This is a genomic window from Streptomyces echinoruber, assembly GCF_014651135.1.
GTDB lineage: Bacteria > Actinomycetota > Actinomycetes > Streptomycetales > Streptomycetaceae > Streptomyces > Streptomyces echinoruber.
The window spans coordinates 35,470-62,462 of the sequence record NZ_BMWH01000010.1 but is presented as its reverse complement, the minus strand read 5'-3'; the positions used below and the strand labels follow the sequence as shown (position 1 = coordinate 62,462).

The window sequence follows — 26,993 nt, the reverse complement described above, 5'->3', positions numbered from 1 at the left end:
CGGCTCAGTGCAACGGGTTGGCGATGGTGACGTACACGGACTGCGTGTCGACGGGGCCGACGAGTTCGTCCAGGCCGTGCAGCCGGGTCAGCAGATTGGCCTTGCAGCGCAGCACCGGCGCGTCGAGCAGGTGCGCGGGCAGCGTGCTGCGCAGCCGCGCCGGACCGGCGGCGGCGTCGGCGAGGAAGCGGCGGAAGGCGGCGAGCAGCAGCCGCTCGTCGACGAGGCGCTCCGCGCCGAACGCTCCGATCAGCCCGAGGACGTTGTTGATGCCGAGGTAGTAGGCGAACCGCTCGTCGGCGACCTCGTCGGGGACGAACGTGTCGCTGCGTTCCCCGATGCCGGGCAGCCGGGCCGCCAGGTCGGCGCGGCGGGAGGCGCGGAAGTAGTAGCCCTGGTTGTCGCGGTAGCGGCCGCCCGCGGGCCAGCCGTCGGCGTCCAGCAGGACCAGCGTGTTCTGCTGGTGTGCCTCCAGCGCGACGCCGGCCTCGCCGTCCAGCCACAGCACCGGCCGCACCACGTGCTCCAGGTAGCGCAGGAACCACTCGGCGGCCACGGCGCCGCGGGGGCGGCCGGTGCGCCGGGCGAGCCGTGCGACGACCTCGGCGAGCCGCGACCGCAGGGCCGTCTCCCCGGGGGCGCAGGGCCGGGGCGAGACGAGTCCCGCGACACAGGAGACGTCGTCCGAGGGCCGGAAGGGGTTGTGGCGGATCACCACGTCCAGCCCGGGCACGGGTGTCCCGTCGGGGCCGTCGACGGCGAGCCAGGCCGGGTCGCGGACGATGTCGAAGCAGGGGTGGGCGGCCCGCCACTGCCCTACCAGGCCCGTGCGCAGCAGGCGGTGCACCTCGACGCCGCGGTGGAGTTCCTTGCGGAGGTTCTCGCGCCGGGAGTTGGTGATGCTCAGGCCCAGCGACAGCTTCAGCATGGCGGGCGCGCCGGAGCGGTACACCGTGCGCACCGAGGAGGTCGGATGCCAGTCCGGCCCGTGGGCGCCCAGGTCGCGCAGCAGTCCGGCGTCGAACAGGGCGGCGACATCCGGGCGTTGCCGTGCCTCGCGCAGCTGCCACGGGTGCAGCGGCAGCGCGGCCCAGCCGTCGGGCAGCGGCAGCCCGGGACCGGCGAGCCGGGCGGTGAGCCGGTCGGCGGGCACGGGCCGGCCGCGCTCGGTCCAGGCCGAGTCGGCGGCCCTGACCGAGGGGGCGACGGCCACCCAGTGCAGCGGAAAGGCGCCGCGCAGTTCCGGGGAGTACCGCTCGGACTCCGCCTCGGTCAGGCCCTCGCGGCTCTTGGGGGCCGGGTGCAGCGGGTGGCCGAGCAGCAGTGCCTGTTCGGCGGCGAGGAACCGGTCGGGGCCGTCGGCCGGCCGCTCGCGGCGGGCCCGCAGGAAGCCGGCGGTGCGGCGGACGGAGTCGGCGACGCGGGCGACCAGGTCAGTGATGTCCGCGCCGGCCGGGGCCTCCCGGCCGAGCAGGGCGGCAACGGTGAGGGCGTCGGCCGGGGCCGCGTCCTCGGGTGCGCCGGCCAGGCGCGGCGGGCCGAAGCGGTGCCGGCCGGTCGGGGACCAGGAGTGCACGGGGACGTGCAGGGCGGTGCCGCTGGCCGGCAGGGGGACGCGCAGGATGCCGTCGCCGGGGGCGGCGAGGTTCTGCTCGCGCGCCCAGCAGCGCAGCAGGTTCTCCACGGCGGCGGCGTCGGCGGCGGTGTGCGGGTCGGGATGTTCCAGGGGGTCGGGGTATTCCAGGGGGCCGGCCGGGTCGGCGGGTGCCGGGCCGGCGCCGGGCTGCCGGGTGCGCTGCCGGGGGAAGGTTTCGGTGGTGGCGGGGTGGCTGGTCATCGGGTTCTCTCCCGGTCGGCGGGGCTGGTGCCCCGTGGGGCACGGGGACGGGGACGGTGGCGTGCGGGGACGGTGGCGTGCGAGGGCTCGTGCGGGGGCGGTGCCGCACCGTGGGCCGCGCCGCGGGAAGCGGTGCCGTGGGACGGCCGCGCTGCGATGGGCGGTGCCGTACGAAGGCCAGGTGCCGTACGAAGGCCACGACGTGGGGCGGGCCGGCCGGCTCACCCGTCGCGGTGACCGCCGTGGCCGCGCGCCACCGCCTCGATGGCGTCGGTGAGCCGGTCGAGCACCGCCGCCGCCTGTTCGTCGCTGAGGGTGAGCGGGGGCAGCAGCCGTACGACGCTCGCGTGGCGCCCGCCGAGTTCGACGATCAGGCCGCGCCGCAGGCACTCCCGTTGGACGGCGGCGGCGAGGGCGGGGGCGGCCGGGCGGGGACCGGCGCCGGGGGCGGCCGGGTCCCCCGGGCCGGCCTCCGGCGCCCGCTCCGGCTCCCCCTCCGGGTCCACGAACTCGAGGCCGATCATCAGTCCCCGCCCGCGCACCTCCCCGACGCAGTCCACTGCGCGCGCGAAGTCGCGGAGCCGGCCCAGCAGGTGCTCGCCGAGCACGGCCGCGCGTTCGGCGAGGCGGTGTTCGCGGACGTAGGCGAGGGTGGCGGTGCCCGCGGCCATCGCGAGCTGGTTGCCGCGGAAGGTGCCCGCGTGGGCGCCGGGCTGCCACACGTCGAGTTCCTCGCGGTAGACGACGACGGCCAGCGGCAGGCTGCCGCCGATGGCCTTGGAGAGCACCATGACGTCGGGGGTGACGCCGCTGTGCTCCACCGCCCAGAAGGCACCGGTGCGTCCGACGCCGGTCTGCACCTCGTCGGCGATGAGCGGGATGCCCCGGGCGGCGGTGATCTCCCGCAGGCGCCGCAGCCACGCGTCGGGGGCGGGGATCACCCCGCCCTCGCCCTGGACGGGTTCCACGATCATCCCGGCGGGCAGCGGCACCCCCGACTTGGGGTCGTCGAGGACGGACTCGGCCCAGCGGGCGGCGAGTTCGGCGCCCCGCTCGCCGCCGACGCCGAACGGGCAGCGGTACTCCTGGGGATACGGCAGCCGTGTGACGCGTACGTCCGCGGCGCCCCCGGAGGCGGCGAGGGCGCCCGTGGTCATCCCGTGGTAGGCGCCGGTGAACGCGGCCAGGCCGGACCGCCCGGTCGCGGCGCGGACCAGGGTGAACGCCGCCTCCACGGCGTCGGTTCCGGCCGGCCCGCAGAACTGCACGCGCGCGTGGCGGGCGAGTCGGGGCGGCAGGGTGCGGAACAGTTCGGTGACGAAGGCGTCCTTGACGGGTGTGGCGAGGTCGAGGACGTGCAGCGGGGCGCCGGAGTCGAGCACCTTGCGGATCGCGGCCAGCACGACCGGGTGGTTGTGGCCGAGGGCGAGGGCGCCGGCGCCGGAGAGGCAGTCGAGGTAGCGGCGGCCGTCGGCGCCCTCGATGGTGAGCCCGCGTGCCCGTACCGGCACGATCGGCAGGGAGCGCGCGTAGGTGCGCGCGGCCGACTCGCGTGCCGCCTGGCGCCGCAGGATGCCGTCCTGCACGCCCCCGGCGTGCGCCGTGCGCCCCGCTGACGGCACGTACTCCCCGGGCGCAGACTCGGTCACGGTCACGGATGCCTGTCCTTCCGCTGTCCGAAGGCAAGTGGGTGCGAAGTGATGCGAGATGGTGCGAGGTGGCATGAAATGGCGCGAGGTTCCCGGGCCGGGCGGCCGGGGCCGCAAGCGGACATCAGGACCCTCACCGCTACCAACCCCGCATCGCGCACGGGGTTACGGGTTGCTCCAAGATCCTTCCCGTGACGGAACCGTTGCCGTTCCGTCGGCGGTCCCGCACAGCGACCGCATAGGGTGTGGTGCCGTTCGGAGCGCCGTCGACGGCATCGTCAACGGCCCGTGCCACAGCGTTCGTTCACCCCAGGAGAGTCACACCATGCGACCCATACGGCCGTCCCGCCCAGCGCGCCGAGCGCCCGCCCGAGCGGAAACCGCGCCCGGGGCGCGCCGCCCGGGCTCCCTGGCCGCCGTCGCCCTCGCCGCCGCGCTGGCGCTGACCGCCACCGCCTGCGGCTCCGGCGGCACGGACGCGGAGAGCCGGGCGTCGGCGTCGGCGACCGCCTCTGGCACCGGCGACGGCAAGATCAAGATTCCCGAGCACCTCCGCCAGAAGCTGCGGGAGCACGGGATCGACATCGACAAGTGGAAGAACGGCGCCTGGAAGAACTGGGACCGGGACGACTGGCTGCGCGAGGCCGACGAGTTCATCAACCCGATCATCAAGGGCCTGTGGGACCCGGACCGGATGCGCGGCGCCGACGACGCCGACAAGGGCGTCGACACCAACGACATCTCCGGTGACCAGGGCGTCACCGATCCGACTCCGGCGCCGGTGCGGGCGCGCGCCGTGCCGCCGCCGTACCACGCGAACGCCGCCACCGCCGGCAAGGTCTTCTTCGACTCGCCCGAGGGCCACATGGTCTGCTCGGCGACAGTCGTGCAGGACCCGGCGCACCCCGGCAAGTCCAACCTGGTGTGGACGGCGGGCCACTGCGTGCACGCCGGCCGTGCCGGCGGCTGGTACCGCAACATCGCGTTCGTGCCGTCGTACAACAACCGGGGCGAGTCGGCCCAGCAGCTGCAGAACGCCACGCGGGACGAGGTGGCCCCCTACGGGGTGTGGTGGAGCGACTGGGCGCAGACCTCCGAGCAGTGGATCGAGCACGGCTCCTCCTCGGGCGGCCAGGGCGCGCCGTACGACTTCGCGGTCCTGCACGTCACGCCGGAGAAGGGCGGCACCGGCAAGTCGCTGGAGGAGACGGTCGGCGGGGCGCTGCCGGTGGACTTCGACGCGCCGGCGGTGCCGAAGGTGGCGAGCGTGACGGCGAACGGCTACCCGGCCGCGCCGCCCTACGACGGGCAGTTGCTGTACCGGTGCCAGGACCGGCCGGGGCGGCTGTCGATCGACGCCGCCGACCCGACGATGTACCGCATCGGCTGCACCATGACCGGCGGTGCCTCCGGCGGCGGCTGGATCGCGACGGGCGCGGACGGCAGGCCGGCGCTGATCTCCAACACCTCCATCGGCCCGGTGACGTCGGGCTGGCTGGCGGGGCCGCGGCTGGGATCCGTGGCCAAGGGCGTGTACCTGTCAGTCAGCAAGAAGTTCGCCGGGCAGTGACACGACCGGCGGCGGGGCCGGGCCCGGAGGCGCGGCCGCTGCCGGGAACGTGAACCACGGGAACCCGAGCCACGGGAACTCGAACCACCGGATCCGAGCCACAAGAACGTGAGTCACCGGCGCATGAGCCGCGCGTACGGCGGCCACTGACGCACCGGCCGCCGTACGCGCGAAGGCTCCGTCCCCCGCGGGGTGCGGGGGACGGAGCCTTCGGTCGCGCTGTCGCGTGCGGTGCGTCAGAGCGCGGGAGCCGGGGCGTACGGCGCGAGGTCCGCCGCGAGGTCCTCGTGCACCCGGGCCTTGAGCAGGGTGCCCTCCGGGGTGTGCTCCTCGGAGATCACCTCGCCCTCGTCGTGGGCGCGGGCGACCAGCTTGCCGTGCGTGTAGGGCACGAGCGCCTCGACTTCCAGGGCGGGCCGGGGCAGCTCGTTGTCGATGAGCGCGAGCAGCTCCTTGATGCCCTGGCCGGTGCGGGCCGAGACGGCGATGGAGCGCTTCTCGATCCGCAGCAGCCGCTGCAGGGCCAGCGGGTCGGCCGCGTCCGCCTTGTTGATCACGACGATCTCGGGTACGTCGGTGGCGCCGACGTCCCGGATCACCTCGCGCACGGCGGCCAGCTGCTCCTCCGGGTTCGGGTGCGAGCCGTCCACCACGTGCAGGATCAGGTCGGCGTCGCCGACCTCCTCCATGGTGGAGCGGAACGCCTCGACCAGGTGGTGCGGCAGGTGCCGGACGAAACCGACGGTGTCGGTCAGCGTGTACTGCCGCCCGCCCGGGGTCTCGGCCCGGCGCACGGTCGGGTCCAGGGTCGCGAACAGGGCGTTCTCGACCAGGACGCCGGCGCCGGTGAGGCGGTTGAGCAGGGAGGACTTGCCCGCGTTGGTGTAGCCGGCGATGGCCACCGACGGCACCCTGTTGCGGCGCCGCTCCTGGCGCTTGATCTCGCGGCCGGTCTTCATCTCCGCGATCTCCCGGCGCATCTTCGCCATCTTCTCGCGGATCCGGCGCCGGTCCGTCTCGATCTTGGTCTCACCGGGGCCGCGCGTGGCGAGACCGCCGCGGCCACCACCCATCTGCCGGGACAGCGACTGACCCCAGCCGCGCAGCCGCGGCAGCATGTACTGCATCTGCGCGAGCGCGACCTGCGCCTTGCCCTCGCGGGACTTGGCGTGCTGGGCGAAGATGTCCAGGATCAGGGCCGTCCGGTCGATGACCTTGACCTTGACGACGTCCTCGAGGTGGATGAGCTGGGCGGGGCTGAGCTCACCGTCGCAGATGACGGTGTCCGCGCCGGTGTCGACGACGATGTCCCGCAGCTCCTCGGCCTTGCCGGAGCCGATGTACGTCGCCGCGTCAGGCGTGTCACGGCGCTGGATGACGCCGTCGAGGACGACCGCGCCCGCGGTCTCGGCGAGGGCGGCGAGCTCCGCGAGGGAGTTCTCCGCGTCCTGCACGGTCCCCGAGGTCCAGACGCCGACGAGCACGACCCGCTCCAGACGGAGCTGCCGGTACTCGACCTCGGTGACGTCCTCGAGCTCGGTGGAGAGGCCGGCCACACGGCGCAGCGCCGCGCGTTCGAAGCGGTCGAACTGGTCGCCGTCACGCTCCGCGTCGATCTCGTGGCTCCAGGCGACGTCCTCTTCCATCAGGGCATCGGCCCGAAGACCTTCGGGATAGGCGCGTGCCAGACGCTCGGCGACGCGAGCGGCGGCCTGGGAAGAGGAGGAGGAAGAGGTCATTGGGTCCTTACGTCGATGGGGATGCGTCTGCGGCGACGGAGCGGCCGCGCAGGTCGCGGGCCCGGGGGCCGCGGAGCCGTGGAGCTGGTCCGTCACCGTTCACAACGCACGGGTACCCCGGGAGATTCCCGCTTCCCGTCCGTGCGAACCCGACGATGGTCCCATGGGACGCCCCGTCCCCTCCACTGCCTTTCCACTGCCTTATTTCCGTGCCGGATTTCCGTGCCGGCCGCTTCTCTCGCGCCGACGGCCTCCCGGGGCCGGTCGCTTGCCGCGCCGGTCACGACCGCACCGGTCACTTCCCGTGCCGGCCGTGCGGTGACCCGCTCCGGGCCGCGCCCTGCTCCCTGCCCTGCGTCGCACCCTGCTCCCTGCCCTGCACCGCGTGCCTCTTCCCCTTCCCCACCGACGGCCCGGGGGCCGACTTCGCGGCGGCGGGCGCCGGCTTCCAGTCCGGGTGGCCGGGCATCGGCGGGGTCTTCGCGCCGTACAGCCAGTCCTGGAAGAACGTGCCGAGGTCGCGGCCGGAGATCTCGGAGGCGAGGCGGACGAAGTCGTCCGTGCCGGCGGTGCCGTCGCGGTGCAGCCGGACCCAGGCCCGCTCGACGCGCTCGAAGGCGACCCGGCCGATCTCCTGGCGCAGCGCGTACAGGACGAGGGCGGCACCGTCGTAGACGTTGGGGCGGAAGATGCCGATCTTCTGGCCGGGCACCGGGGGTTTGGGCGCGGCGGGCGGGCCGCCGGAGGCGCGCCAGCGGTCGGAGGCGCCGTAGGCGGCCTTCATGCGGGCCTCCATCGGCTGGTGCGCCTTCTCCTCGGCGTAGCGGGCCTCGTACCAGGTGGCGTGTCCCTCGTTGAGCCACAGGTCGGACCAGGTGCGGGGGCTGACGCTGTCGCCGAACCACTGGTGGGACAGCTCGTGCACCATGATCGACTCGATGTACCAGCCGGGGTGGCCGGGCTTGGTGAACAGGCCCTTCTCGAACAGGGAGAGGGTCTGTGTCTCGAGTTCGAAGCCGGTGTCGGCGTCGGCCACGAGCAGGCCGTACGTCTCGAACGGGAAGGGCCCGACCTTGCTCTCCAGCCAGGCGATCTGGCCGGGCGTGCGCGCGAGCCAGGGTTCGAGGCGCCGGCGGTCGGCGGTGGGCACGACGTCGCGCAGCGGCAGTCCGTGCGGGCCGGCGCGGTGCACCACGGCCGAGCGGCCGACGGCCACCTGCAGCAGTTCGGTGGCCATGGGGTGGCGGGTGCGGTACGTCCACGTGGTGCGCCCGCCGGTCCGGGAGGCACCGGCCGGCAGTCCGTTCGCGACGGCGGTGTAGCCGTCGGGCGCGGTGACGTGGACGGTGAACAGCGCCTTGTCGGAAGGGTGGTCGTTGCAGGGGAACACCAGGTGGGCGGCGTCGGCCTGGTTGGCCATGGCGAGGCCGTCCCTGGTGCGCACCCAGCCGCCGTCCCGGCCGCGCGCGGGCACCGGGTCGCTGGTGTGCCGGACGGTGATCCGCGTCCGGCTGCCCGCGGGCAGCGGGGTGTCCGGGGTGACGACCAGGTCCTCGCCGGCGCCGGCGAACGCGGCGGGCCGCCCGTCGACCTCGACGGACTTGACGGTGCCGTGCGCGAAGTCGAGGTTGAGGTGCTCCAGCGGCTCGGTCGTCCGGGCGTCGACGGTGGTCACGGCCGCGAGCGGCTCGGTGTTGCGGCCGGTGTAGGTGAGGGACAGGTCGTACGCCGTCACGTCGTAGCCGGGGTTGCCGAGCTGCGGGTAGAGGCGGTCGCCCACGCCGAGCGGGGCCGGGGGCGTGCCGGCGGCGACGAGGCACACGGAGACGGCCGAGGCGAGCAGCGCGGCCTTGGCGCGACGGGGCAGGTGGGTCAGGTGGGAGCTGCGGGACCGGTGAGCGGGAGGGGGCGGGCTGGAGATACGGGACGGGCGGGAGGCCACCGTCCGGAACCGGAGAAGCCCGAGCGGGAGGTGACGGGAGCTGAGCGGCATGCCCCACCGCTATCAGCGCCCGCCCGCCCTTCGACGGCGGCGCGCGCCCGGGCCACTCGAACGGGGCCTTCGGAAGCCGCCGGTGGCACGTGCGTCCGGTGTGCGCGCCCCCTCGGGCGCCCGGAGTGCCCGGAGCGCTCGGATGCCCGGCACGCGCCGACTGCGCGCCCCACGCCGCCTTATGCCTCAGGTGCCTACCGCGCGCCCCGCGCCGCCGTGTGCCTCAGGCGTCTGCCGCGCGCGCCTGCGCCCGCCGCACGTCGTACACGCCCGGCACCTCGCGCATGGCGCGCATCACGGCGGGCAGGCGGGCGGCGTCGGGGAGCTGGAGGGTGTAGGTGTGGCGGACGCGCTGCTGGGCGGGCGGGGCGACGGTGGCGGAGACGATGGAAATGCCCTGCAGGGCGATGGCCTCGGTGAGGTCGGCGAGCAGGTGGGGGCGGCCGAACGACTCGGCGACGAGCGTGACCCGGCACTCGGTGGTGTCGCCCCAGCGCACGCCGACCTCCGCGCGCCCGGCGCTCTTCATGCGCGCCACCGCGGCGCACTCGACGCGGTGCACGGTGACCGCTCCCCCGCGCACCGCGAACCCGGTGACCTCGTCGGGCGGTACGGGCGTACAGCAGCCGGCGAGCCGTACGGCCGCGCCGGGCAGGTCGGTGACGGCGTTGGCGCGGGCGGGGGACTCCCCCTCGGGCGGGGCGGGACGCCGGGCGGGGTTCACGGCGGTGGGCCGGAAGAGGGGCGGCGACGGGAGTGTGCCGGGGGTCCGGTCGGTCTCCTCGGGCGCGGGGTGCGCGGCCAGCCAGCGCTGGATGGCGAGGCGGGCGGCGGGGGTGTGGGCGTGCTCCAGCCACTCGCGGGAGGGCGCGGAAGCCGCGTCCTGCCCCATGAGGAGCTGGACGGTGTCGCCGTCCCTCAGGACCATGCCGAGCGTGACGAGGCGGCCGTTGACGCGGGCGCCCAGGCAGGCGTGCGCGTCCTCGCCGTACTGCGCGTAGGCGGCGTCGACGCAGGTGGCGCCCTCAGGCAGGGTCAGGGTGCCGCCGTCGCGCCGGAAGACGGTGATCTCACGGTCCTGGGCGAGGTCCTCCCGGAGGGAGGACCAGAAGGTGTCGGTGTCGGGCGCGGCCTCCTGCCACTTCAGCAGCCGGTTGAGCCAGCCGGGCCGGGTGGGGTCGGTGCGTTCGCCGTCGGCGGCGTTCTGCTCCTCCGCGGGGGCCGCGTAGGGGTTGCCGAGCGCGATGACGCCGGCCTCGGCGACCTTGTGCATCTGGTGGGTGCGGATGAGGACTTCGACGATCTGGCGGTCCGGGGAGTCTCCCGCGCGGTCGTCGGTCTCCTCGGCGGGGAGGACGACGGCGGTGTGCAGCGACTGGTACAGGTTGAACTTGGGGGTGGCGATGAAGTCCTTGAACTCCGAGACGACGGGCGTCAGGCAGGTGTGCAGTTCGCCGAGGACGGCATAGCAGTCGGCGTCCTCGGCCACCAGCACCAGCAGGCGGCCGAAGTCGGTGCCGCGCAGCCGTCCGCGTTTGCGGGAGACGCGGTGCACGGAGAGGAAGTGCCGCGGCCGGATGAGGACTTCGGCGGCGATGCCGGCCTCGCGCAGCACGGCGCGCACGCGGTCGGCGGTGGCGGCGAGCGGGTCGTCGGGGCGGGCGGCGTTCTCGGCGATCAGCTCCCGGGTGCGCTCGTACTCCTCGGGGTGCAGCACCGCGAAGACCAGGTCCTCCAGTTCGGTCTTGAGGACCTGCACGCCGAGGCGTTCGGCGAGCGGGATGAGGACGTCGCGGGTGACCTGGGCGATGCGGACCTGTTTCTCCCGGCGCATCACGCCGAGGGTGCGCATGTTGTGCAGCCGGTCGGCGAGTTTGATCGACATCACGCGGACGTCGTTGCCGGTGGCGAGGAGCATCTTGCGGAAGGTCTCGGGCTCGGCGGCGGCGCCGTAGTCGACCTTCTCCAGCTTCGTGACGCCGTCGACGAGGTAGCGCACCTCCTCACCGAACTCCGCCCCGACCTGATCCAGCGTCACATCGGTGTCCTCAACGGTGTCGTGGAGCAGGGAGGCGGTCAACGTCGTGGTCTCCGCGCCGAGTTCGGCGAGGATCAGGGTAACGGCGAGCGGATGGGTGATGTAGGGCTCGCCGCTCTTGCGCATCTGGCCGCGGTGCGAGGACTCGGCGAGCAGGTAGGCGCGGCGCAGGGGTTCGAGATCGGCGTCGGGGTGGTGGGCGCGGTGCGCCTCGACGACGTGGCCGATGGCGTCGGGCAGCCGGTCGCGGGCGGCGGGCCCGAGCAGGGCGGCCCGGCCCAGGCGGCGCAGGTCGATCCGGGGGCGGCCCTTCCTGCGGGGCGCCGCGGGCACTACCGGGCCTGGGGTCGCAGGGTTCGTCGCATCCGCACTCAAGGGCACCTCCGGCTGCGTGGACCGGCGGACGGGGCGCCCCGGGGCGTACGCGGCTCAGGGGATGGCGACGGATTCCCCCGTCCGGGCCGGTGCTTGATGCTATCGAGCCCACCACGCGCGTCCGGCCGCCTCCCGCCGAGCGTGAAACGGATCACCCATTCGAGCGACGATTTGGGGGTTTACGTCCGTGCGGTGTGCGACAGCGGGTTCGGGACGGGCCGGCGGGTGCGCCGCCGTGGGAACCGGTGGCCCGGCTTCCGCGCCGCGGCGCCGATATCGCGGTCCCGGCCTCGGCCTCGGCCCCGTGGGCTGCTCAGCCGGCGGCGGCCGTGCGCAGCCACTCGGTGTCGATCTCGCCCTCGGCGACGATCACCGCGGGGCCGGTCATCTCGATCGCGCCGTCGGGGCGCTCGGTGATCACCAGCCGGCCGCCGGGCACGTCCACGGTGTACGTCGCCGGGAGGCCGGTGACGGCGGGGTCGAGGCCGTCACGGCGGGCGGCGGCCACGGCGACGGCGCACGCGCCGGTGCCGCAGGAGCGGGTCTCGCCGGCGCCGCGCTCGTGCACGCGCAGCGCCACGTGCCCAGGACCGCGGTCGACGACGAACTCGACGTTCACCCCGTCCGGGTAGGCGGCGGCCGGGCTGACGGACGGCGGGGAGAGCAGGTCGCCGGCGTGCGCGAGGTCGTCGACGAAGGCGACCGCGTGCGGATTGCCCATGTTGACGTTGCGCGCGGGCCAGCTGCGTTCGCCGACGGTGACCGTGACCTCGCCCTCGGGCAGGCGCGCCCGGCCCATGCCGACGGTGATGTCGCCGTCCTTGGCGATGTGCACGCTCTTGACGCCGCCGCGGGTGGCCACCGCCAGGTCGCCCTCGGCGGCGTGTCCGGCGCGCTGCAGGTAGCGCGCGAAGACGCGCACGCCGTTGCCGCACATCTCGGCGACCGAGCCGTCGCCGTTGCGGTAGTCCATGAACCACTCGGCCTCGCCCGCCATGTGCCGTGCCTCGGGGTGGGCGGCGGAGCGCACGACGTGCAGCAGACCGTCCCCGCCGAGGCCGGCGCGGCGGTCGCACAGGGCGGCGACGGCGGCCGGGGTCAGGTCGAGGGCGTTCTCGGGGTCCGGGACGATCACGAAGTCGTTCTGCGTGCCGTGCCCCTTGAGGAAGGCGATCCGCGTGCTCATTCCTCGATCGTACGGGCTGTCGGATCGTACGGGCTGTCGCGCCCCGCCCCGTACGACGGCCCGTCCGGCCCCCGCGCACGCGGCCGGCCGTCAGCGCAGGCGGGCGACCCGCCACACGGCCAGCACGACGACCGCGGCGACCGCCAGGGCGTAGGCGAGGACCACCCGCCAGTCGGGGCGGCGCCCGGAGCCGCGCGGGGGCAGGCCGGGCCAGGTGTAGCCGACGCGGCGGGCGGCCATCATGCCCCAGCCGGCCGCGCAGGAGCAGATCAGCAGGCCGAGCATGGCGATCACGGCGCCGCTGTCGCCGAAGTCGAAGGCGAGCGGGAAGGCGAACATCAGGGAGCCGACCGCGGCCAGCCCGACGATGGGGGCGAGCTGCCACAGGCGCAGCCGACGCTGCGGGCGCAGCTCCACCTCGACCTCGGGCCCGGGAACCTCGGGCCCGGGGAACAGGCCCTCGGGCTCCGGACCGTCGGCGGTGACGCCGTCCGGTGTCTGCTCGGGGCCGTCCGGGCTCAGTCGGCCCCGGTCCCCGTCCTCGCCCCCGCGCTCGGCGACGACGCGGTCGCTGCCGTGCGCGGTGTCGGTGCCGTGTGCGGTGTCGCGAGGGCCGGCCTCCATCGCCACGCGCCCTCCCAACTGGACTCCACTGGTCGATCGAAGCTCGATGATGGCACGGCGGCGGAGGCCGGAATGGCGGCCTGGGCGTCCCGATGCCATGACGTGATCAGGCTGTAACCGGTCGTTCGACCAACGACAACGCGAGCCGCGGGAGTTCCGCGAGGTCGGTCGCGGCCCCACTGAGCCAGTGCACCCGCGGGTCGCGTCTGAACCACGCGTCCTGGCGGCGCGCGAAGCGCTTGGTGGCGCGGATCGTCTCCGCGCGCGCCTCCTCCAGCGTGCACTCCCCGGCGAGCGCCGCGAGCACCTGCTGGTAGCCGAGCGCGCGCGACGCCGTACGTCCCTCGCGCAGCCCCTGCGCCTCCAGGGCGCGCACCTCCTCCACCAGCCCCGCCTCCCACATCCGGTCCACCCGGCGGGCGATGCGCTCGTCGAGCTCGGGGCGGGCGACGTCGACGCCGATCTGCAGGGTGTCGTAGACGGCGTCGTGCCCGGGGAGGTTGGCGGTGAACGGCTTGCCGGTGATCTCGACGACCTCCAGGGCGCGCACGATGCGGCGGCCGTTGCTGGGCAGGATCGCGCGCGCGGCCTGCGGGTCGACGGCGGCCAGGCGGGCGTGCAGCGCGCCCGGTCCCCGCAGGGCGAGCTCCTCCTCCAGCCGGGCCCGCACCTCGGGGTCGGTGCCGGGGAACTCCAGGTTGTCCACGGCGCCGCGCACGTACAGGCCGGAGCCGCCGACCAGGATCGGCCAGCGCCCGGCGGCGAGCAGCTCGTCGATCTTCCGCCGGGCCATGCGCTGGTACTCGGCGACGGACGCGGTGACCGTCACGTCCCACACGTCGAGCAGGTGGTGCGGCACCCCGCCCCGCTCCTGCGGCGTGAGCTTGGCGGTGCCGATGTCCATCCCCCGGTAGAGCTGCATCGAGTCGGCGTTGATGACCTCTCCGCCGAGTTGCTGGGCCAGGAAGACGCCCAGGTCGGACTTTCCGGCCGCGGTGGGGCCTACGACGGCGATGACGCGGGGGGTGGCGGATGCGCTGCTGCTCACGGCACCAGTCTCGCAAATGCGCCTGCCGTGCCCCGAACCGCTCGGCAGGCCGACGGCCGATCCCGTGCGGGCCGCCCCCGTGCACGAGTACCGTAGTGAGGTGATATGGGCGCTTTTGCGCGAATGCCCACGGGGGCCTGCGAGGGAAGGTGGACCATGCGCCTGTTGGACAACGTGAAGGCCAGGATGGGTCCCGCCAGGGACAAGGTCTCGGATCTTGCGCAGCGGCACGGGGGCAAGATCGAGCACGGTCTGGACCGGGCCGCGAAGCTCGTCGACGAGAAGACCAAGGGCAAGTACAGCCGGCGGATCCAGGCGGGCACGGGGAAGGCGAAGCAGGCCATGGACCGGCTGGCGCACAAGAGCGGCCCCGCGGACACCACGGGGGCGCCGGGCGGCGGTCCCGCAGGCACCAGGGAGGCGCCGGGCGGCGGTCCCGCGGCCGCGCCGCCGCCGGGGACGGCCCCGCCCACGTCCTCTCCGGACACACCCCCGTCTTCTCCGGACACGCCCACGTCGTCGTCGGAGCCGCCTCCGCCGACGTCGTGAGGCGCCGGGCGCCAAAGGGCTCGGCACCCGGACGGCCCCGGACGTCCCAGACGTCCCGGTCCGGCTCTGCACGCCGCCGGGCCCTGCCGCCGCGGCCCGCGCGCACACTCGTGCAGCGCCGGTCGTGTGCACGCGCGTGCACACGACCGGCGCTGCCGACTCGTCCGGCTCAGGACCAGACGGCCACGAAGTACCCCACCCCGTAGGGCGCGTCCTCGTACAGCAGAGCGCCGTTCAGGCCGGTGTCCTCGGCCGCGCCCGCCAGTACCTGCCAGGAGGCGCGGCCGGCTGCCTTGAGCTCGGCCGCCAGGGCCGTGTCCAGGGCCGCGAGGGCCGCGGTGTCGGCGGCGCCGAGGGCGCGGGCGATCGCCGTGTCGAAGGGGGCCGCCCGCTCGTCGAGATAGCCCGGCGCCTTGACGCTTCGGCAGGCGGTGCCGTCCCCCATGACCAGCAGGGCCGTCCGTCCGGGCCGTGCGGCGAGGTCGCGGCCGGCGGCCAGGCACCGCTCGGCGGGCAGGGACCGCGGCACGCCGAGCCCTTGGACGGGGGCGTGCGTCCAGTGGGCGCGCCGCAGCAGCCAGGCGGCGACGGCGAGGGACGGCGGCAGTTCGGGCCCGGGAGCCGTCTCCCGCCCGGGCGCGTGCCCGAGCCGTACGTCCAGGTCCACGCCGAAGCCGCGGAAAGAACCGCCCGCGCCCTCCGGGTAGGAGGCGGGCGCGTCCTCGCCGGGGCCCGCGGGATCGCTGGGGCCGACGGCGACCACCCGGTCGGGCCGCGCGGCGGCGAGGACACCGAGGGCGTCCAGGCAGGCGGCACGCGCGGCGTCGAGTTCGGGGGCCGCTCCCGCGGCGACCTCCGGCACGAGCAGGGGCGGGCAGGGGCAGACTGCGGCGGCGACGAGCATGATCGGCAGGGTAACCCGGCGCAGGGCCGGGCCGCCGGGCAGCCCGTACGGCGGGAGGACCGACGGCCCGACGGCCCGACGGCAGGGGCCCGCCCGCGTGGATCCCGCGGCAGGGCGGTCCGTCGGGCGGGCCGGCTCAGTCCTCGATCAGCACGTCCGTCAGGTCGAGGACCGTCAGGACGAGCACCACGAGCTTGCCGTCGCTGATGACGTACTCGACGAACAGGTTGCGCGACAGCGCGACCTCGCGGGTCGACTCGTCGTCCCCGACCGGGTGCGAGAACTTGTGCCGCGGGTCGGCGAGCAGGATCGCCAGCCCGCGCTCCAGCACCTCGCGGCGCTCGGCGGGAAGACTGTCCCGGACGCGCGCCGCGCGCTCGGTGAACTCCACGCTGTACGGCATGAGGCACTCCCTTCCGCCGGCGGCCCTGCTCAGTCGCAGCCGCAGCCGCCGCCCGTGGCGACCGGCAGCGGCTCGGGGACGCCGACCTTGGGCAGGCCGAGCATGACGCCCTGCTTCTTCTGCTGCTCCTGGGCGTTGCGCCGCTCCCACGCGTCGCCCGCGCGCGTGCGGCGCACGTTCAGCACCGGGCCCTCGGCGAGCAGGTGGTGCGGCGCGGCGTACGTCACCCGGACGGTGACGACGTCGCCGGGACGCACCGGCTCCTCGGGGCGGGTGAAGTGGACGAGGCGGTTGTCGGGGGCGCGGCCGGACAGGCGGCGGGTGGCGTCGTCCTTGCGGCCCTCGCCCTCGGCGACCATCAGCTCCAGGGTGCGGCCGACCTGCTTCTTGTTCTCCTCCCAGGAGATCTCCTCCTGGAGGGCGACGAGCCGCTCGTAGCGCTGCTGCACGACCTCCTTGGGGACCTGGCCGTCCATCTCGGCGGCCGGGGTGCCGGGCCGCTTGGAGTACTGGAAGGTGAAGGCCTGCGCGAACCGGGCCTCGCGCACCACGTGCAGGGTCTGCTCGAAGTCCGCCTCGGTCTCGCCGGGGAAGCCCACGATGATGTCGGTGGTGATGGCCGCGTCGGGGATGGCCTCGCGCACCTTGCGGATGATGCCGAGGTAGCGCTCCTGGCGGTAGGAGCGGCGCATCGCCTTCAGGACCGTGTCCGAGCCGGACTGCAGCGGCATGTGCAGTTGCGGCATGACGTTGGGCGTCTCGGCCATGGCGGCAATGACGTCGTCGGTGAAGTCGCGCGGGTGCGGGGAGGTGAAGCGGACGCGCTCCAGGCCCTCGATCCTCCCGCAGGCGCGCAGCAGCTTGCTGAAGGCCTCGCGGTCGCCGATGTCGGAGCCGTAGGCGTTGACGTTCTGCCCGAGCAGCGTGATCTCGCTGACGCCCTCGGCGACGAGGGCCTCGATCTCGGCGAGGATGTCGCCGGGCCGCCGGTCCTTCTCCTTGCCGCGCAGCGCGGGGACGATGCAGAAGGTGCAGGTGTTGTTGCAGCCGACGGAGATGGACACCCAGGCCGCGTAGGCGCTCTCGCGCCGGGTCGGCAGCGTGGAGGGGAACGTCTCCAGCGACTCGGCGATCTCGACCTGCGCCTCCTGCTGCACGCGGGCGCGCTCCAGCAGGACGGGCAGCTTGCCGATGTTGTGCGTGCCGAAGACGACGTCCACCCACGGCGCCTTCTTGACGATGGTGTCGCGGTCCTTCTGCGCCAGGCAGCCGCCGACCGCGATCTGCATGCCGGGCCGCCGGGCCTTCTTCGGGGCGAGGCGGCCGAGGTTGCCGTAGAGACGGTTGTCGGCGTTCTCGCGCACCGCGCAGGTGTTGAAGACGACGACGTCGGCCTCGCCCTCGCCGGTGCCCTCGGGGGCCCGCACGTAGCCCGCCTCCTCCAGCAGTCCGGCGAGCCGTTCGGAGTCGTGGACGTTCATCTGGCACCCGTAGGTGCGGATCTCGTACGTCCTGGTGCTGTGAACGTCCACTGCCGGGCTCCGGTCGCTGCTGCTGGTCATGACACAAGGGTAGGCGGTCCCCCGCGGCCCCCTGCCCCGGTTCGGGATCGGGCCGGCGGTCCCACCGCCGACCGCCGCCCGGGGCCGTCGGGGCCGATGCCGTATGTTTCCAGAACCGCCGCGCGTTCCCAGAACCACCGTGTGTTCCTGGACCGCCGTGCGTTTCTGGAACACAAACCCCGTCGGGCCCCGTCGGAACCGGGAACGGCCCCGGGCCCGCGCGTCACTCCCCGCCCGTCCTCCAGCCCTGCCGCCGCAGCACCGCCGCCACGTCCGGCGCCCGGTAGTGCTCGCCCTTGAGGACCTTGCCGTCGGCGCGGCGGGCGACGCGGCCGTCGGGACCCAGCTTGGTCATGTTGGAGCGGTGGATCTCGGCTATGACCTCGTCGAGGTCGATGCCGTGGACGAGGGCGGTGCCGTAGGCGACGTAGACGACGTCGGCGAGTTCGTGCGCGAGGCGGTCCAGCGGGCCGGCGACCGAGACCTCCACGGCCTCCGCCGCCTCCTCGGCGAGGAGGTCCCCGCGGTGCGCGGCGAGTTCCGGCGCGACCTCGGTGGGGGTGTCGCGGACGTCGAGGCCGAAGGCGCGGTGGAACTCGCGGACCAGGCGGGCAGGCGAGGAACTCATGGCCCCCGACTGTAGCGGCCGCCCCTGGTCAGCTCCCTGCCCGGCTGGCAGGATCGCCCGCATGGTCAAGCTCCTCCCCCGTCTCGGCAGGCGCCGTGCGCTGCAGGCCGCGGGCGCCGGCACGGTCGTCCTCGGGCTGCTGCTGTGGTGGCTGCTGCCCCTGGGGGACGCGCCGCCGAGCGGGACGGTCTCGATCAGCACGGGCACGCCGCTGGGCGTCTACCAGGAGTACGGCCGGCTGCTGCGCACGGAACTGCGTGCCGATATGCCCGACTTGAAGGTGAATCTTCGGATCAGTCACGGTTCGCAGGAGAATGTCGAGCGGGTGGCGACGGGCAGCGCCGACTTCGCGATCGCGGCGGCCGACGCGGTGGAGACCTACCGGCTGCGGCACGCCCCCGGCGCGGACCGGTTGCGCGGGGTGGCGCGGCTGTACGACGACTATGTGCAGCTCGCCGTGCCGTACGACTCGGACGTCACCACCGTCGCGGACCTGCGCGGCAAGCGGGTGGCCATCGGGCCGCCCGGCTCCGGCGTGCGGCTGATCGCCACGCGGGTGCTGCGGGCGGCCGGGATCGACCCGCGCAAGGACATCGTCCCCGAACCGGACGGCATCGACACCGGCCCCGACCGGCTGCGCAGCGGGGCGATCCAGGCGTTCTTCTGGTCGGGCGGGCTGCCGACCGACGGGCTGAAGGAGCTCGCCACGACGTTCCGCTTCCGCTTCGTGCCGATCGACGCCGACCTGGTCGCCGGGCTGCACGCCGAGGGCGGGAGCACGCGCTACTACCGGGCCACCACCATGCCGGAGTCGGCCTACTCCGAGGTGCGCGGCGGCGCCGTGCCGACGATCGCGGTGTCCAACCTGCTGATCACCCGCACCGACGCCGCCCCCCGGCTCACCGAGTGGATCACCCGCACGGTGATCCGGAGCCGGGACCGCATCGGCCACCACGTGCACTCGGCGCAACTGGTGGACCTGCGCACCGCGATCTACACGGACCCGCTCACGCTGCACGAGGGGGCGCGGCGCTACTACCGCTCCGTCAAGCCCTGACCCGGCCCCTGACCCAACCCCTGCTCCATCCCCTGGTCCGCTTCCGCCGGCGCGCTCCTGGGCACCGTCAGCGTCACCTTCAGCCCGCGCGGCTCGTGGTGGTCGTAGCGGATGGTGCCGCCGCCCGCGGCGAGCAGCGCCCGGCAGATGGACAGGCCCAGGCCGGAGCCCTTGACGTTCTGGTGCCGGCCGCTGCGCCAGAACCGGTCGCCGACGCGGGCGAGTTCCTCGTCGGTCAGGCCCGGGCCGTGGTCGGCGACGACGATCGTGGCCGTCTCGCCGGCCGCGGCGACGGTGACCTCGACGCTCTCGCCCTGGGGTGTGAACTTCACCGCGTTGTCGATGACCGCGTCCAGGGCGCTGGAGAGCGCCACCGGATCGGCCCAGGCCGTGGTGGCCGGGCAGCGGCCGGTGAGGCGCACGCCCTTGGCCTCGGCGGCCGGGGTCCAGGCGGCGACGCGTTCGGCGGCCAGGTGGCCGATGTCGGTGAGGCGCAGATCGGCCTCGGCGTGCTCGGCCAGCGCCAGGTCGAGCAGGTCGTCGAGGACCTGGGCCAGGCGCTTGCCCTCGGCGCGGACGGAGGCGATCTCCTCGTTGTCCTCGGGCAGTTCCAGGGCGAGCAGCTCGATGCGCAGCAGCAGCGCCGAGAGCGGGTTGCGCAGCTGGTGGGAGGCGTCGGCGACGAAGGCGCGCTGCTGCTCCAGCACGTCCTCGACGTGGTCCGCCATCTCGTTGAACGACTTCGCCAGCCGCCTGAGTTCCGGCGGTCCGCTCGCCACCGCCACGCGGGACTTCAGACGTCCGGTGGCGATGTCGTGCGTGGTGGCGTCGAGGATGCGCACGGGCCTGAGCACCCAGCCGGTCAGGCGCAGCGCGGCACCGACCGCGAGCAGCATCGCGGCGATCTCGCCGGCGCCGATGAGCAGCCAGCCGTGCAGGGTGCGGGCGCGCATCGGCCCGGTCGGCGACTCGGTGACGACGACCGCGACGACGTCGCCGTCCCGGATGACCGGTGAGGCCACGACGAGCGTGCGCCGCTGCCAGGGCCAGACCTGCTCCGGGTCGTGGCTGCGCCGGCTGAGCAGCGCCTCGTCGAAGGCGTCCCGCACCTCTCCGGCCGCGGGGACGGACCAGTCCGACGGGGCGTTGGCCATGGGGCTCTGGTTGGTGTAGAAGACGCCGGCCCGGATGCCGTAGACCTTGTGGTACGCCTGGAGTTCCCGGTCCAGGGTCTCGCGGCGCTCGTCGGTGACGGTGCGGCGGGAGCCGGAGGGCCGGTCGGTGACGTACTGGGCGAGGGCCGCGAAGCGGGCGGTGTCGTCGATGCGGTCGACGACGACCCGCTGTTGCTGGGCGGCCGCGACACTGACGGCGAGCGGGATGCCGAGCGCCAGCAGCACGGCCGCCATCAGGACGATCAGCAGCGGCAGGAGTCGTGTGCGCACCCGGCGGCCCCGCTACGCGGCCGGGGCGACGAGCCGGTAGCCCACGCCGCGCACGGTCTCGATCAGGGCCGGCATGCGCAGTTTGGCGCGCAGGGAGGCGACGTGCACCTCCAGGGTGCGCCCGGTGCCCTCCCAACTGGTCTGCCACACCTCGCTGATGATCTGCTCCCGGCGGAAGACGACACCGGGCCGCTGCGCGAGCAGCGCCAGCAGGTCGAACTCCTTGCGGGTGAGCTGGACGACCGTGCCGTCCACGGTGACCCGGCGGGTGGGCAGTTCGATGTGCACGGGCCCGAGCCGCACCTCCGTCTCGGCGGCGGTGCCCGCGCTCTCGTGGACGGTGCGGCGGCTGACGGCGTGGATGCGGGCCAGCAGCTCACCGGTGTCGTAGGGCTTGACGACGTAGTCGTCGGCGCCGAGGTTGAGGCCGTGGATGCGGGAGCGCACGTCGGACCGGGCGGTGACCATGATCACCGGGGTGCTGGTGCGCTTGCGGATCCTGCTGCAGACCTCGTAGCCGTCCTGGTCGGGCAGGCCGAGGTCGAGCAGGACGACACCGAAACCGGCGCTCTCGGGCACGAGCGCCTGGAGGGCCTCCTCGCCGTTGCGGGCGTGCGTGACGTCGAACCCGTGCCGCCTGAGGACGGCGGACAGCGCCGCGGCGACATGATTGTCGTCCTCGACGAGAAGCAGTCTCATCCCGGTCCCCTCCGGTTCACCGGTCGTTCGATCCCGTGGTGCAACGACAGGCACGCGTGTGTACCACCTGGCAGTCACGCTGATGGATGACGAGGACGTCAAGGGGGTTCCGGCGCGGCGCGGCCCGCCGTTACCCAGCCGGTACGCGGCCCGGACGGCGCCGCCACGACACGTGTCCGATTGCTATCGGATTGTGATGCTCAGATCTCCCTCAGATGTAATGACGCAGGTCGGACGGGGTCATTACTGTCCTGCGGAAATCGAGGAGGACGGAGCCTGAAAGCGATGACCGAAGTATCGGTGGCCAAGCAGGACGTGGCCGCGACCGGCGATCTGGTCGTCCTGAGGAACGTCAACAAGCACTTCGGCGCGTTGCACGTGCTCCAGGACATCGACCTGTCCATCGCCCGTGGCGAGGTCGTCGTGGTCATCGGACCCTCGGGGTCCGGGAAGTCCACCTTGTGCCGCACCATCAACCGCCTGGAGACCATCGACTCCGGCACCATCCTGATCGACGGCAGGCCGCTGCCCCAGGAGGGCAAGGAGCTGGCGCGGCTGCGGGCCGACGTCGGCATGGTCTTCCAGTCCTTCAACCTCTTCGCGCACAAGACCGTGCTGGAGAACGTCACCCTCGGCCAGATCAAGGTCCGCCGCAAGGACAAGAAGGAGGCCGAGGAGAAGGCCCGGGCGCTGCTCGACCGGGTCGGGGTGGCCGCCCAGGCCGACAAATACCCGGCGCAGCTCTCCGGCGGCCAGCAGCAGCGCGTCGCGATCGCCCGCGCGCTGGCCATGGACCCGAAGGTGATGCTCTTCGACGAGCCGACCTCCGCGCTCGACCCCGAGATGATCAACGAGGTCCTGGAGGTCATGCAGCAGCTCGCCCGGGACGGCATGACCATGGTCGTCGTCACCCACGAGATGGGCTTCGCCCGGTCGGCCGCGAACCGCGTGGTGTTCATGGCGGACGGCCGGATCGTCGAGGAGGCCACTCCCGACCAGTTCTTCAGCAACCCGCGCAGCGACCGCGCCAAGGACTTCCTGTCGAAGATCCTGCACCACTGACGGCGGGCCGCCGCGCTCCCCGCCGTCCACCACGCTCCCCGCCACCCGCCGCGTTCCCCACGGCCCGCAGCCCGCGGCCCACCGCGCTCCGCGGCCGGGGCGGACGGCGCGCGGGGCCACAGCCCCGGGATCCGGGGACCGCAGGCCCGCCTCTCACCCCTCGAAGGCTTCACCACCCGAAGGATGTGCACCATGAAGCTCCGCAAGGTCACCGCCGCGTCGGCCGCCGTGCTCGCCCTCGCCGTCACCGCCACCGCGTGCGGCTCGGGCGACGGCGGCAGCGGTTCCGGCGGCGGCAAGAAGATCAAGATCGGCATCAAGTTCGACCAGCCGGGCATCGGCCAGAAGACCCCGCAGGGCTACTCCGGCTTCGACGTGGACGTGGCGACGTACGTCGCCAAGAAGCTCGGCTACAGCGCGGACCAGATCGAGTGGAAGGAGTCGAAGAGCGCCGACCGCGAGACCATGCTGCAGCGCGGCGACGTCGACTTCATCGCCGCCTCGTACTCGATCACCCCGGAGCGGCAGCAGAAGGTCGACTTCGCCGGCCCGTACCTGCTGGCGCACCAGGACGTCCTGGTGCGCGCGGACGACAACTCCATCAAGTCGCCGGCCGACCTCAACAGCAAGAAGCTGTGTTCGGTCACCGGCTCGACCTCGGCGCAGAACATCAAGGACAAGCTGGCGCCCAAGGCGGACCTGCTGAAGTACCCGACGTACTCGGCCTGCCTGAACGGTCTGCAGAACAAGGCCGTCGACGCGCTGACCACCGACGACTCGATCCTCGCCGGCTATGCCGCACAGCCGCAGTTCAAGGGCAAGTTCAAGCTCGGCGGCTTCAAGATGACCAACGAGAACTACGGCATCGGCGTCAAGAAGGGCAGCGACCTGAAGAACAAGATCAACAAGGCTCTTCAGGACATGGTCGCCGACGGTTCCTGGAAGAAGGCCGTGGACAAGAACTTCGGCCCGGCCGGCTACAAGAACGAGCCCGCGCCGAAGATCGGCGACATCAAGAGCTGAGGCAGCGCCCCGGTGCGCCGCCGCCCTCCCCGGCGGCGGCGCACCGGGGCATCCCTACACGCGGAAGCGCGGAAGATCGTGTTCGACTTTCTTGAAGGTTACGACCTGCTGGGAGCCTTCTGGGTGACGATCAAGCTCACCCTGCTCTCCGCCGTCGGGTCCCTGATCTGGGGAACCGTGCTGGCCGCCCTGCGGGTGGGCCCGGTGCCCCTGATGCGCGGCTTCGGCACGGCGTACGTCAACATCGTGCGGAACATCCCGCTGACGGTGATCATCCTGTTCACCTCGCTGGGCCTGAACCAGACCCTCGGCATCAGCCTCGGCGCGCACGGCTTCTCCCACATCAACTTCCGGCTCGCAGTGCTGGGGCTGATCGTCTACACCTCCGCCTTCGTCTGCGAGGCGGTCCGCTCCGGCATCAACACCGTGCCGGTCGGACAGGCGGAGGCGGCCCGCGCCATCGGTCTGAACTTCACCCAGGTGCTGAGGCTGGTCGTACTGCCGCAGGCGTTCCGCTCGGTGGTCGGCCCGCTGACGAACGTCCTGATCGCGCTCACCAAGAACACCACGGTGGCCGCCGCGATCGGTGTGGCGGAGGCCGCCGCACTGATGAAGGACATGGTCGAGAACGAGGCACAACTGCTGCTGATCTCCGCGATCTTCGCATTCGGCTTCGTGGTCCTGACCCTCCCGACCGGCCTGATCCTCGGCTGGGTGGGCAAGAAGGTGGCGGTGAAGCGATGAGCTCGGTCCTGTACGACGCCCAGGGCCCGCGGGCCAAGCGGCGCAACATCCTCCTCACGGTCGTCTTCTTCGCCCTGCTGCTGGCGCTTCTGTGGTGGGTGTACCAGGGGCTGAACGACAAGGGCCAGCTCGAGTGGGCCAAGTGGAAGCCCTTCTTCTCCGGCTCCGAGGCCTGGACCACCTACATCCTGCCCGGCTTGAAGAACACCCTGATCGCAGCGGCCCTGTCGATGGTCATAGCGCTGCCGTTGGGCGCCGTGTTCGGTATCGCGCGGCTCTCCGACCACGTGTGGGTCCGGGTCCCGGCCGCGATCGTGGTCGAGTTCTTCCGGGCCATCCCGGTCCTCATCCTGATGATCTTCGGCGTGGCGCTGTACTCGCAGTACACCAGCGTCAGCTCGGACGACCGTCCGCTGTACGCCGTCGTCACCGGCCTGGTGCTGTACAACGCCTCGGTGCTCGCGGAGATCGTCCGTGCGGGCATCCTGGCCCTGCCCAAGGGGCAGACGGAGGCCGCCCAGGCGATCGGCCTGCGCAAGACGCAGACCATGACGTCCGTCCTGCTGCCGCAGGCCGTCACCGCCATGCTCCCGGCGATCGTCAGCCAGCTCGTGGTCATCGTGAAGGACACCGCCCTCGGCGGCGCGGTCCTCACCTTCCCGGACCTGCTGTCCTCCGCCAACACCATGAGCAGCTACTACGGCGCGAACACCATCGCCAGCTTCACCGTCGTCGCCGTGATCTTCATCGTCCTCAACTTCTCGCTGACCAGCTTCGCCGGCTGGCTGGAGGGCCGGCTGCGGCGCGGCAAGAAGTCCACGGGCGCGGTGGTGGGCGCCGAGGCGGTCGAGGACATCGCCGGTACGGCGCACACCGGCGCCGCCGGAACGACCGGGGCCGCGGGGACGGCCGACGGGACCGCCAAAACCTCCGGGACCCCCGGGGCCTCCGGGACCTCCGGGACCGACAAGGCCGCCCTCTGACAATCCGTCAATCAGTCGGGTGACCCCGAGGGCAGTGGCATGATCGCCACTGCCCTTCGTCGCTTGACGCAAGCAGCGGCAATAGGTTGCATACGTTCTGTGATCGCGCACCCTGCTCCACCCTCCTGTTCACGAACGTTTCCCACGGCTTCACCGGCCTCACCGCGAGCAGGGGACGCCGCGTCATGGACCCGGTGATCGTCGTCGGAGCGGGGCCCGTGGGGCTCACGCTCGCCCTGGCGCTGGCGCGTCAGGAGGTGCCGGTGGTCGTGCTCGACGAGGGGCCCGGCAAGGAGGAGCCGCGCCCCGCCCGCACCGTCGTGCTGCGGGAGGACACCGCGGCCCTGATGGAGCGGCTGACCGGCGTGCCGCTCGCCGGGGCCGGGATCCGCTGGAGGGGCTGGCGGGCGCTGCGGCGCCGGCAGGTGACGCGCGAGGTGGTGTTCGACGACGCCGGGCCCGCCCCCGTGCACGTCGCCCAGCACGTGCTGACCGGCGCCCTGCGCGCGGCCCTGGCCGGGCAGCCGCTGGCGCACATCGCCGTGGACAGCCGCGTGGACGCCGTCGAGCAGGAGCCCGCCGGTGTCACCGCCCACACGCGCGGCCCCCGGGGCACCTGGTGGCGCGGCAGCTACCTGGTCGGCTGCGACGGTCTGCGGTCCACCGTGCGCAAGCTGGCGGACATCCGCTTCCCCGGCCGCACCGCGGTCGAACGGTACGCCGTCGCCGCGCTGCGCGCCGAACTGCCCTGGGACAACGAGGCCGTGCTGCACCGCCGGCCGCCGTGGCGCACCTCCGGCCCCTCCGCCGGGGAGGTCTGCGCCCGCCCCCTGCCGGACGGCGTGTGGCGCCTGGACTGGCTGCTGCCGCCGGGCAAGGACCTGGTCACGCCGGAACTGCTGGTGACCCGCATCCGCGAGACCCTGGCCGGCTGGGCCGGCGGCTCCACACCGCCGTACGACCTCCTCGACACCGGCGTCCACATCGTCCACCACCGTCTCGCCCGCCGGTGGCGCACGGGGCGGGTCTTCCTCGCCGGGGACGCGGCGCACTGCCTCGGCGCGCTCGGCACCCACGGTCTGGAGGAGGGCCTGCGGGACGCCGACAACCTCGCCTGGAAGCTGGCGTCGGCCTGGCACCACGGGCCCCGCGAGGCGCTGCTGGACAGCTACCAGACGGAGCGGCGCGCCGCCGTCGCCGCCCGGCTGCGCGCCGCCGACCAGGTGCTGCCGCTGCTGCGCGGCGGCCGGGGCCTGCGCGCGGTCGTCCCCGGCGCGGGCCGCGGCCACGACGCGCTGCTCGCCGACGGCCACCTCGGGCGCGGTCCGGTGGGCGAGCCGGGCACCTACGCCGACTCCCCGCTCGCCCCGCCCGAGCCGCTGGAGGGGGAGGTGCCCGTGGACACGCCGCCCGGCGCGCCGGTCGCGGACGTCCCGGTCACCGCGGAGGACGGCTCCCTCGTCCCGCTGCGCGACCGGCTCGGCCGCGGGGCGCTGCTGGTGGTGCTCGTCGCGCCCGGTACGACGGTGTGGGCGCGCGAGCACTGGATGTCCGCCGGCCTGATGCCCCGCCTGGCGGCCGCCGTGACCGCGCTGCCGCACCACGCCGAACTCCTGGTCGCCGAGGAGTACCCGGGGGCGGCCGCGCACACCGTGCTGCTGGTCCGCCCCGACGGCCACCTCGTCACGGCGTTCGCCGGGGTCCGGCCGGCCGGGTTGTACGCGGCGGCGGAGGCGGCGATCGGGGGTGCGGCGGGCAGCGGGGCCGACACGGGCGCGCAGACGCAGGCGGACGCGGGGGCGGGGGCGCGCTGAGGCGCCCTGCCGGAGTCCGCCGTCACGGTGCGTCCGCATGGTGACACTGAGTTGACCGTCC

At 73.7% G+C, this 26,993-nt stretch carries 22 protein-coding genes; 8 read left to right on the top strand and 14 right to left on the bottom strand.

Annotation, left to right across the window (positions count from 1 at the left end):
- Positions 1-4: 4 nt before the first annotated feature.
- Entirely contained in the window at positions 5-1,837 is a 1,833-nt protein-coding gene (locus IE225_RS14325; protein WP_190057870.1) for an IucA/IucC family protein, read from the bottom strand.
- 221 nt (positions 1,838-2,058) lie between these two features.
- A complete protein-coding gene (locus tag IE225_RS14320) occupies positions 2,059-3,492 on the bottom strand; it encodes a diaminobutyrate--2-oxoglutarate transaminase family protein (RefSeq protein WP_373303187.1) in 1,434 nt (477 codons plus the stop codon).
- A gap of 319 nt (positions 3,493-3,811) precedes the next feature.
- Here IE225_RS14320 and IE225_RS14315 point away from each other — a divergent pair, with 319 nt between their 5' ends.
- Positions 3,812-5,056, top strand: a complete 1,245-nt coding sequence (locus IE225_RS14315) for a trypsin-like serine peptidase (protein WP_190057868.1) — start codon at positions 3,812-3,814, stop codon at positions 5,054-5,056.
- Between the two features lie 236 nt (positions 5,057-5,292).
- Here the strand turns inward: IE225_RS14315 and hflX are convergent, their stop codons facing one another.
- The 6 genes from hflX to miaA form a co-directional block, all read right to left on the bottom strand.
- Entirely contained in the window at positions 5,293-6,795 is a 1,503-nt protein-coding gene (hflX, locus tag IE225_RS14310) for a GTPase HflX (RefSeq protein WP_190057867.1), read from the bottom strand.
- A 295-nt stretch (positions 6,796-7,090) separates the two neighbouring features.
- Complete coding sequence (locus IE225_RS14305) at positions 7,091-8,788, bottom strand: M1 family metallopeptidase (RefSeq protein WP_190057866.1); 1,698 nt, start codon at positions 8,786-8,788, stop codon at positions 7,091-7,093.
- 223 nt (positions 8,789-9,011) lie between these two features.
- Entirely contained in the window at positions 9,012-11,201 is a 2,190-nt protein-coding gene (locus IE225_RS14300; protein ID WP_190057865.1) for a RelA/SpoT family protein, read from the bottom strand.
- Positions 11,202-11,514: 313 nt separating this feature from the next.
- Positions 11,515-12,387 carry a diaminopimelate epimerase gene (dapF, locus tag IE225_RS14295; RefSeq protein ID WP_190057864.1) on the bottom strand — a complete coding sequence of 291 codons (873 nt, stop codon included), beginning with the start codon at positions 12,385-12,387 and terminating at the stop codon, positions 11,515-11,517.
- Between the two features lie 90 nt (positions 12,388-12,477).
- Entirely contained in the window at positions 12,478-13,011 is a 534-nt protein-coding gene (locus tag IE225_RS14290) for a hypothetical protein (protein ID WP_190057965.1), read from the bottom strand.
- A gap of 106 nt (positions 13,012-13,117) precedes the next feature.
- Positions 13,118-14,059, bottom strand: coding sequence for a tRNA (adenosine(37)-N6)-dimethylallyltransferase MiaA (miaA, locus tag IE225_RS14285; protein WP_190057863.1), 942 nt, complete (start codon positions 14,057-14,059; stop codon positions 13,118-13,120).
- A 156-nt stretch (positions 14,060-14,215) separates the two neighbouring features.
- Between miaA and IE225_RS14280 the strand changes: the two genes are divergently transcribed.
- Positions 14,216-14,608, top strand: a complete 393-nt coding sequence (locus IE225_RS14280) for an antitoxin (protein ID WP_190057862.1) — start codon at positions 14,216-14,218, stop codon at positions 14,606-14,608.
- A 169-nt stretch (positions 14,609-14,777) separates the two neighbouring features.
- On the opposite strand, the gene IE225_RS14275 is transcribed toward IE225_RS14280, so the two are convergent.
- From IE225_RS14275 to IE225_RS14260, 4 genes are all read right to left on the bottom strand, one after another.
- On the bottom strand, positions 14,778-15,512 hold the full coding sequence (locus tag IE225_RS14275) for a class III extradiol dioxygenase subunit B-like domain-containing protein (RefSeq protein WP_190057861.1): 735 nt from the start codon (positions 15,510-15,512) through the stop codon (positions 14,778-14,780).
- Between the two features lie 136 nt (positions 15,513-15,648).
- Positions 15,649-15,915: a hypothetical protein gene (locus tag IE225_RS14270; RefSeq protein ID WP_190057860.1), complete on the bottom strand. Its 267-nt coding sequence runs from the start codon at positions 15,913-15,915 to the stop codon at positions 15,649-15,651.
- Between the two features lie 29 nt (positions 15,916-15,944).
- Entirely contained in the window at positions 15,945-17,477 is a 1,533-nt protein-coding gene (miaB, locus tag IE225_RS14265; protein ID WP_190057859.1) for a tRNA (N6-isopentenyl adenosine(37)-C2)-methylthiotransferase MiaB, read from the bottom strand.
- A gap of 223 nt (positions 17,478-17,700) precedes the next feature.
- Entirely contained in the window at positions 17,701-18,105 is a 405-nt protein-coding gene (locus tag IE225_RS14260; protein ID WP_190057858.1) for a pyrophosphohydrolase domain-containing protein, read from the bottom strand.
- 61 nt (positions 18,106-18,166) lie between these two features.
- Here IE225_RS14260 and IE225_RS14255 point away from each other — a divergent pair, with 61 nt between their 5' ends.
- Positions 18,167-19,162 carry a TAXI family TRAP transporter solute-binding subunit gene (locus IE225_RS14255; protein WP_190057857.1) on the top strand — a complete coding sequence of 332 codons (996 nt, stop codon included), beginning with the start codon at positions 18,167-18,169 and terminating at the stop codon, positions 19,160-19,162.
- Here IE225_RS14255 and IE225_RS14250 read toward each other — a convergent pair.
- A complete protein-coding gene (locus IE225_RS14250; RefSeq protein ID WP_190057856.1) occupies positions 19,141-20,607 on the bottom strand; it encodes a sensor histidine kinase in 1,467 nt (488 codons plus the stop codon). The genes IE225_RS14255 and IE225_RS14250 overlap by 22 nt on opposite strands.
- A 12-nt stretch (positions 20,608-20,619) precedes the next feature.
- Positions 20,620-21,306, bottom strand: a complete 687-nt coding sequence (locus IE225_RS14245; RefSeq protein ID WP_190057855.1) for a response regulator transcription factor — start codon at positions 21,304-21,306, stop codon at positions 20,620-20,622.
- 285 nt (positions 21,307-21,591) lie between these two features.
- Between IE225_RS14245 and IE225_RS14240 the strand changes: the two genes are divergently transcribed.
- The 5 genes from IE225_RS14240 to IE225_RS14220 all read left to right on the top strand — a co-directional run bounded on the left by IE225_RS14240 (position 21,592) and on the right by IE225_RS14220 (position 26,932).
- The gene (locus IE225_RS14240) at positions 21,592-22,368 is read left to right on the top strand and encodes an amino acid ABC transporter ATP-binding protein (RefSeq protein ID WP_190057854.1); all 777 of its coding nucleotides are present in this window, start codon (positions 21,592-21,594) and stop codon (positions 22,366-22,368) included.
- Between the two features lie 192 nt (positions 22,369-22,560).
- The gene (locus tag IE225_RS14235) at positions 22,561-23,391 is read left to right on the top strand and encodes a glutamate ABC transporter substrate-binding protein (RefSeq protein WP_190057853.1); all 831 of its coding nucleotides are present in this window, start codon (positions 22,561-22,563) and stop codon (positions 23,389-23,391) included.
- A 78-nt stretch (positions 23,392-23,469) separates the two neighbouring features.
- Positions 23,470-24,135, top strand: coding sequence for an amino acid ABC transporter permease (locus tag IE225_RS14230; RefSeq protein ID WP_190057852.1), 666 nt, complete (start codon positions 23,470-23,472; stop codon positions 24,133-24,135).
- Positions 24,132-25,118, top strand: coding sequence for an amino acid ABC transporter permease (locus IE225_RS14225; RefSeq protein ID WP_190057851.1), 987 nt, complete (start codon positions 24,132-24,134; stop codon positions 25,116-25,118). The genes IE225_RS14230 and IE225_RS14225 overlap by 4 nt, the downstream gene beginning before the upstream one ends.
- Positions 25,119-25,303: 185 nt before the next feature.
- Positions 25,304-26,932 (top strand): FAD-dependent monooxygenase, encoded by a 1,629-nt coding sequence (locus IE225_RS14220; protein WP_190057850.1) that lies wholly within the window; start codon positions 25,304-25,306, stop codon positions 26,930-26,932.
- The last annotated feature ends 61 nt before the right edge of the window (positions 26,933-26,993 follow it).

What these genes read in the sequence shown, in the direction of transcription:
- IE225_RS14225 (WP_190057851.1), top strand. Translation starts at nt 24,132, where the DNA reads ATGAGCTCGGTCCTGTACGACGCCCAGGGCCCGCGGGCCAAGCGGCGC.
- IE225_RS14235 (WP_190057853.1), top strand. Translation starts at nt 22,561, where the DNA reads ATGAAGCTCCGCAAGGTCACCGCCGCGTCGGCCGCCGTGCTCGCCCTC.
- IE225_RS14290 (WP_190057965.1), bottom strand. Translation starts at nt 13,011, where the DNA reads ATGGAGGCCGGCCCTCGCGACACCGCACACGGCACCGACACCGCGCAC.
- IE225_RS14305 (WP_190057866.1), bottom strand. Translation starts at nt 8,788, where the DNA reads ATGCCGCTCAGCTCCCGTCACCTCCCGCTCGGGCTTCTCCGGTTCCGG.
- IE225_RS14270 (WP_190057860.1), bottom strand. Translation starts at nt 15,915, where the DNA reads ATGCCGTACAGCGTGGAGTTCACCGAGCGCGCGGCGCGCGTCCGGGAC.
- IE225_RS14245 (WP_190057855.1), bottom strand. Translation starts at nt 21,306, where the DNA reads ATGAGACTGCTTCTCGTCGAGGACGACAATCATGTCGCCGCGGCGCTG.
- miaB (WP_190057859.1), bottom strand. Translation starts at nt 17,477, where the DNA reads ATGACCAGCAGCAGCGACCGGAGCCCGGCAGTGGACGTTCACAGCACC.
- IE225_RS14325 (WP_190057870.1), bottom strand. Translation starts at nt 1,837, where the DNA reads ATGACCAGCCACCCCGCCACCACCGAAACCTTCCCCCGGCAGCGCACC.
- IE225_RS14260 (WP_190057858.1), bottom strand. Translation starts at nt 18,105, where the DNA reads ATGAGTTCCTCGCCTGCCCGCCTGGTCCGCGAGTTCCACCGCGCCTTC.
- IE225_RS14275 (WP_190057861.1), bottom strand. Translation starts at nt 15,512, where the DNA reads ATGCTCGTCGCCGCCGCAGTCTGCCCCTGCCCGCCCCTGCTCGTGCCG.
- IE225_RS14220 (WP_190057850.1), top strand. Translation starts at nt 25,304, where the DNA reads ATGGACCCGGTGATCGTCGTCGGAGCGGGGCCCGTGGGGCTCACGCTC.
- IE225_RS14280 (WP_190057862.1), top strand. Translation starts at nt 14,216, where the DNA reads ATGCGCCTGTTGGACAACGTGAAGGCCAGGATGGGTCCCGCCAGGGAC.
- IE225_RS14240 (WP_190057854.1), top strand. Translation starts at nt 21,592, where the DNA reads ATGACCGAAGTATCGGTGGCCAAGCAGGACGTGGCCGCGACCGGCGAT.
- hflX (WP_190057867.1), bottom strand. Translation starts at nt 6,795, where the DNA reads ATGACCTCTTCCTCCTCCTCTTCCCAGGCCGCCGCTCGCGTCGCCGAG.
- IE225_RS14255 (WP_190057857.1), top strand. Translation starts at nt 18,167, where the DNA reads ATGGTCAAGCTCCTCCCCCGTCTCGGCAGGCGCCGTGCGCTGCAGGCC.
- IE225_RS14315 (WP_190057868.1), top strand. Translation starts at nt 3,812, where the DNA reads ATGCGACCCATACGGCCGTCCCGCCCAGCGCGCCGAGCGCCCGCCCGA.
- dapF (WP_190057864.1), bottom strand. Translation starts at nt 12,387, where the DNA reads ATGAGCACGCGGATCGCCTTCCTCAAGGGGCACGGCACGCAGAACGAC.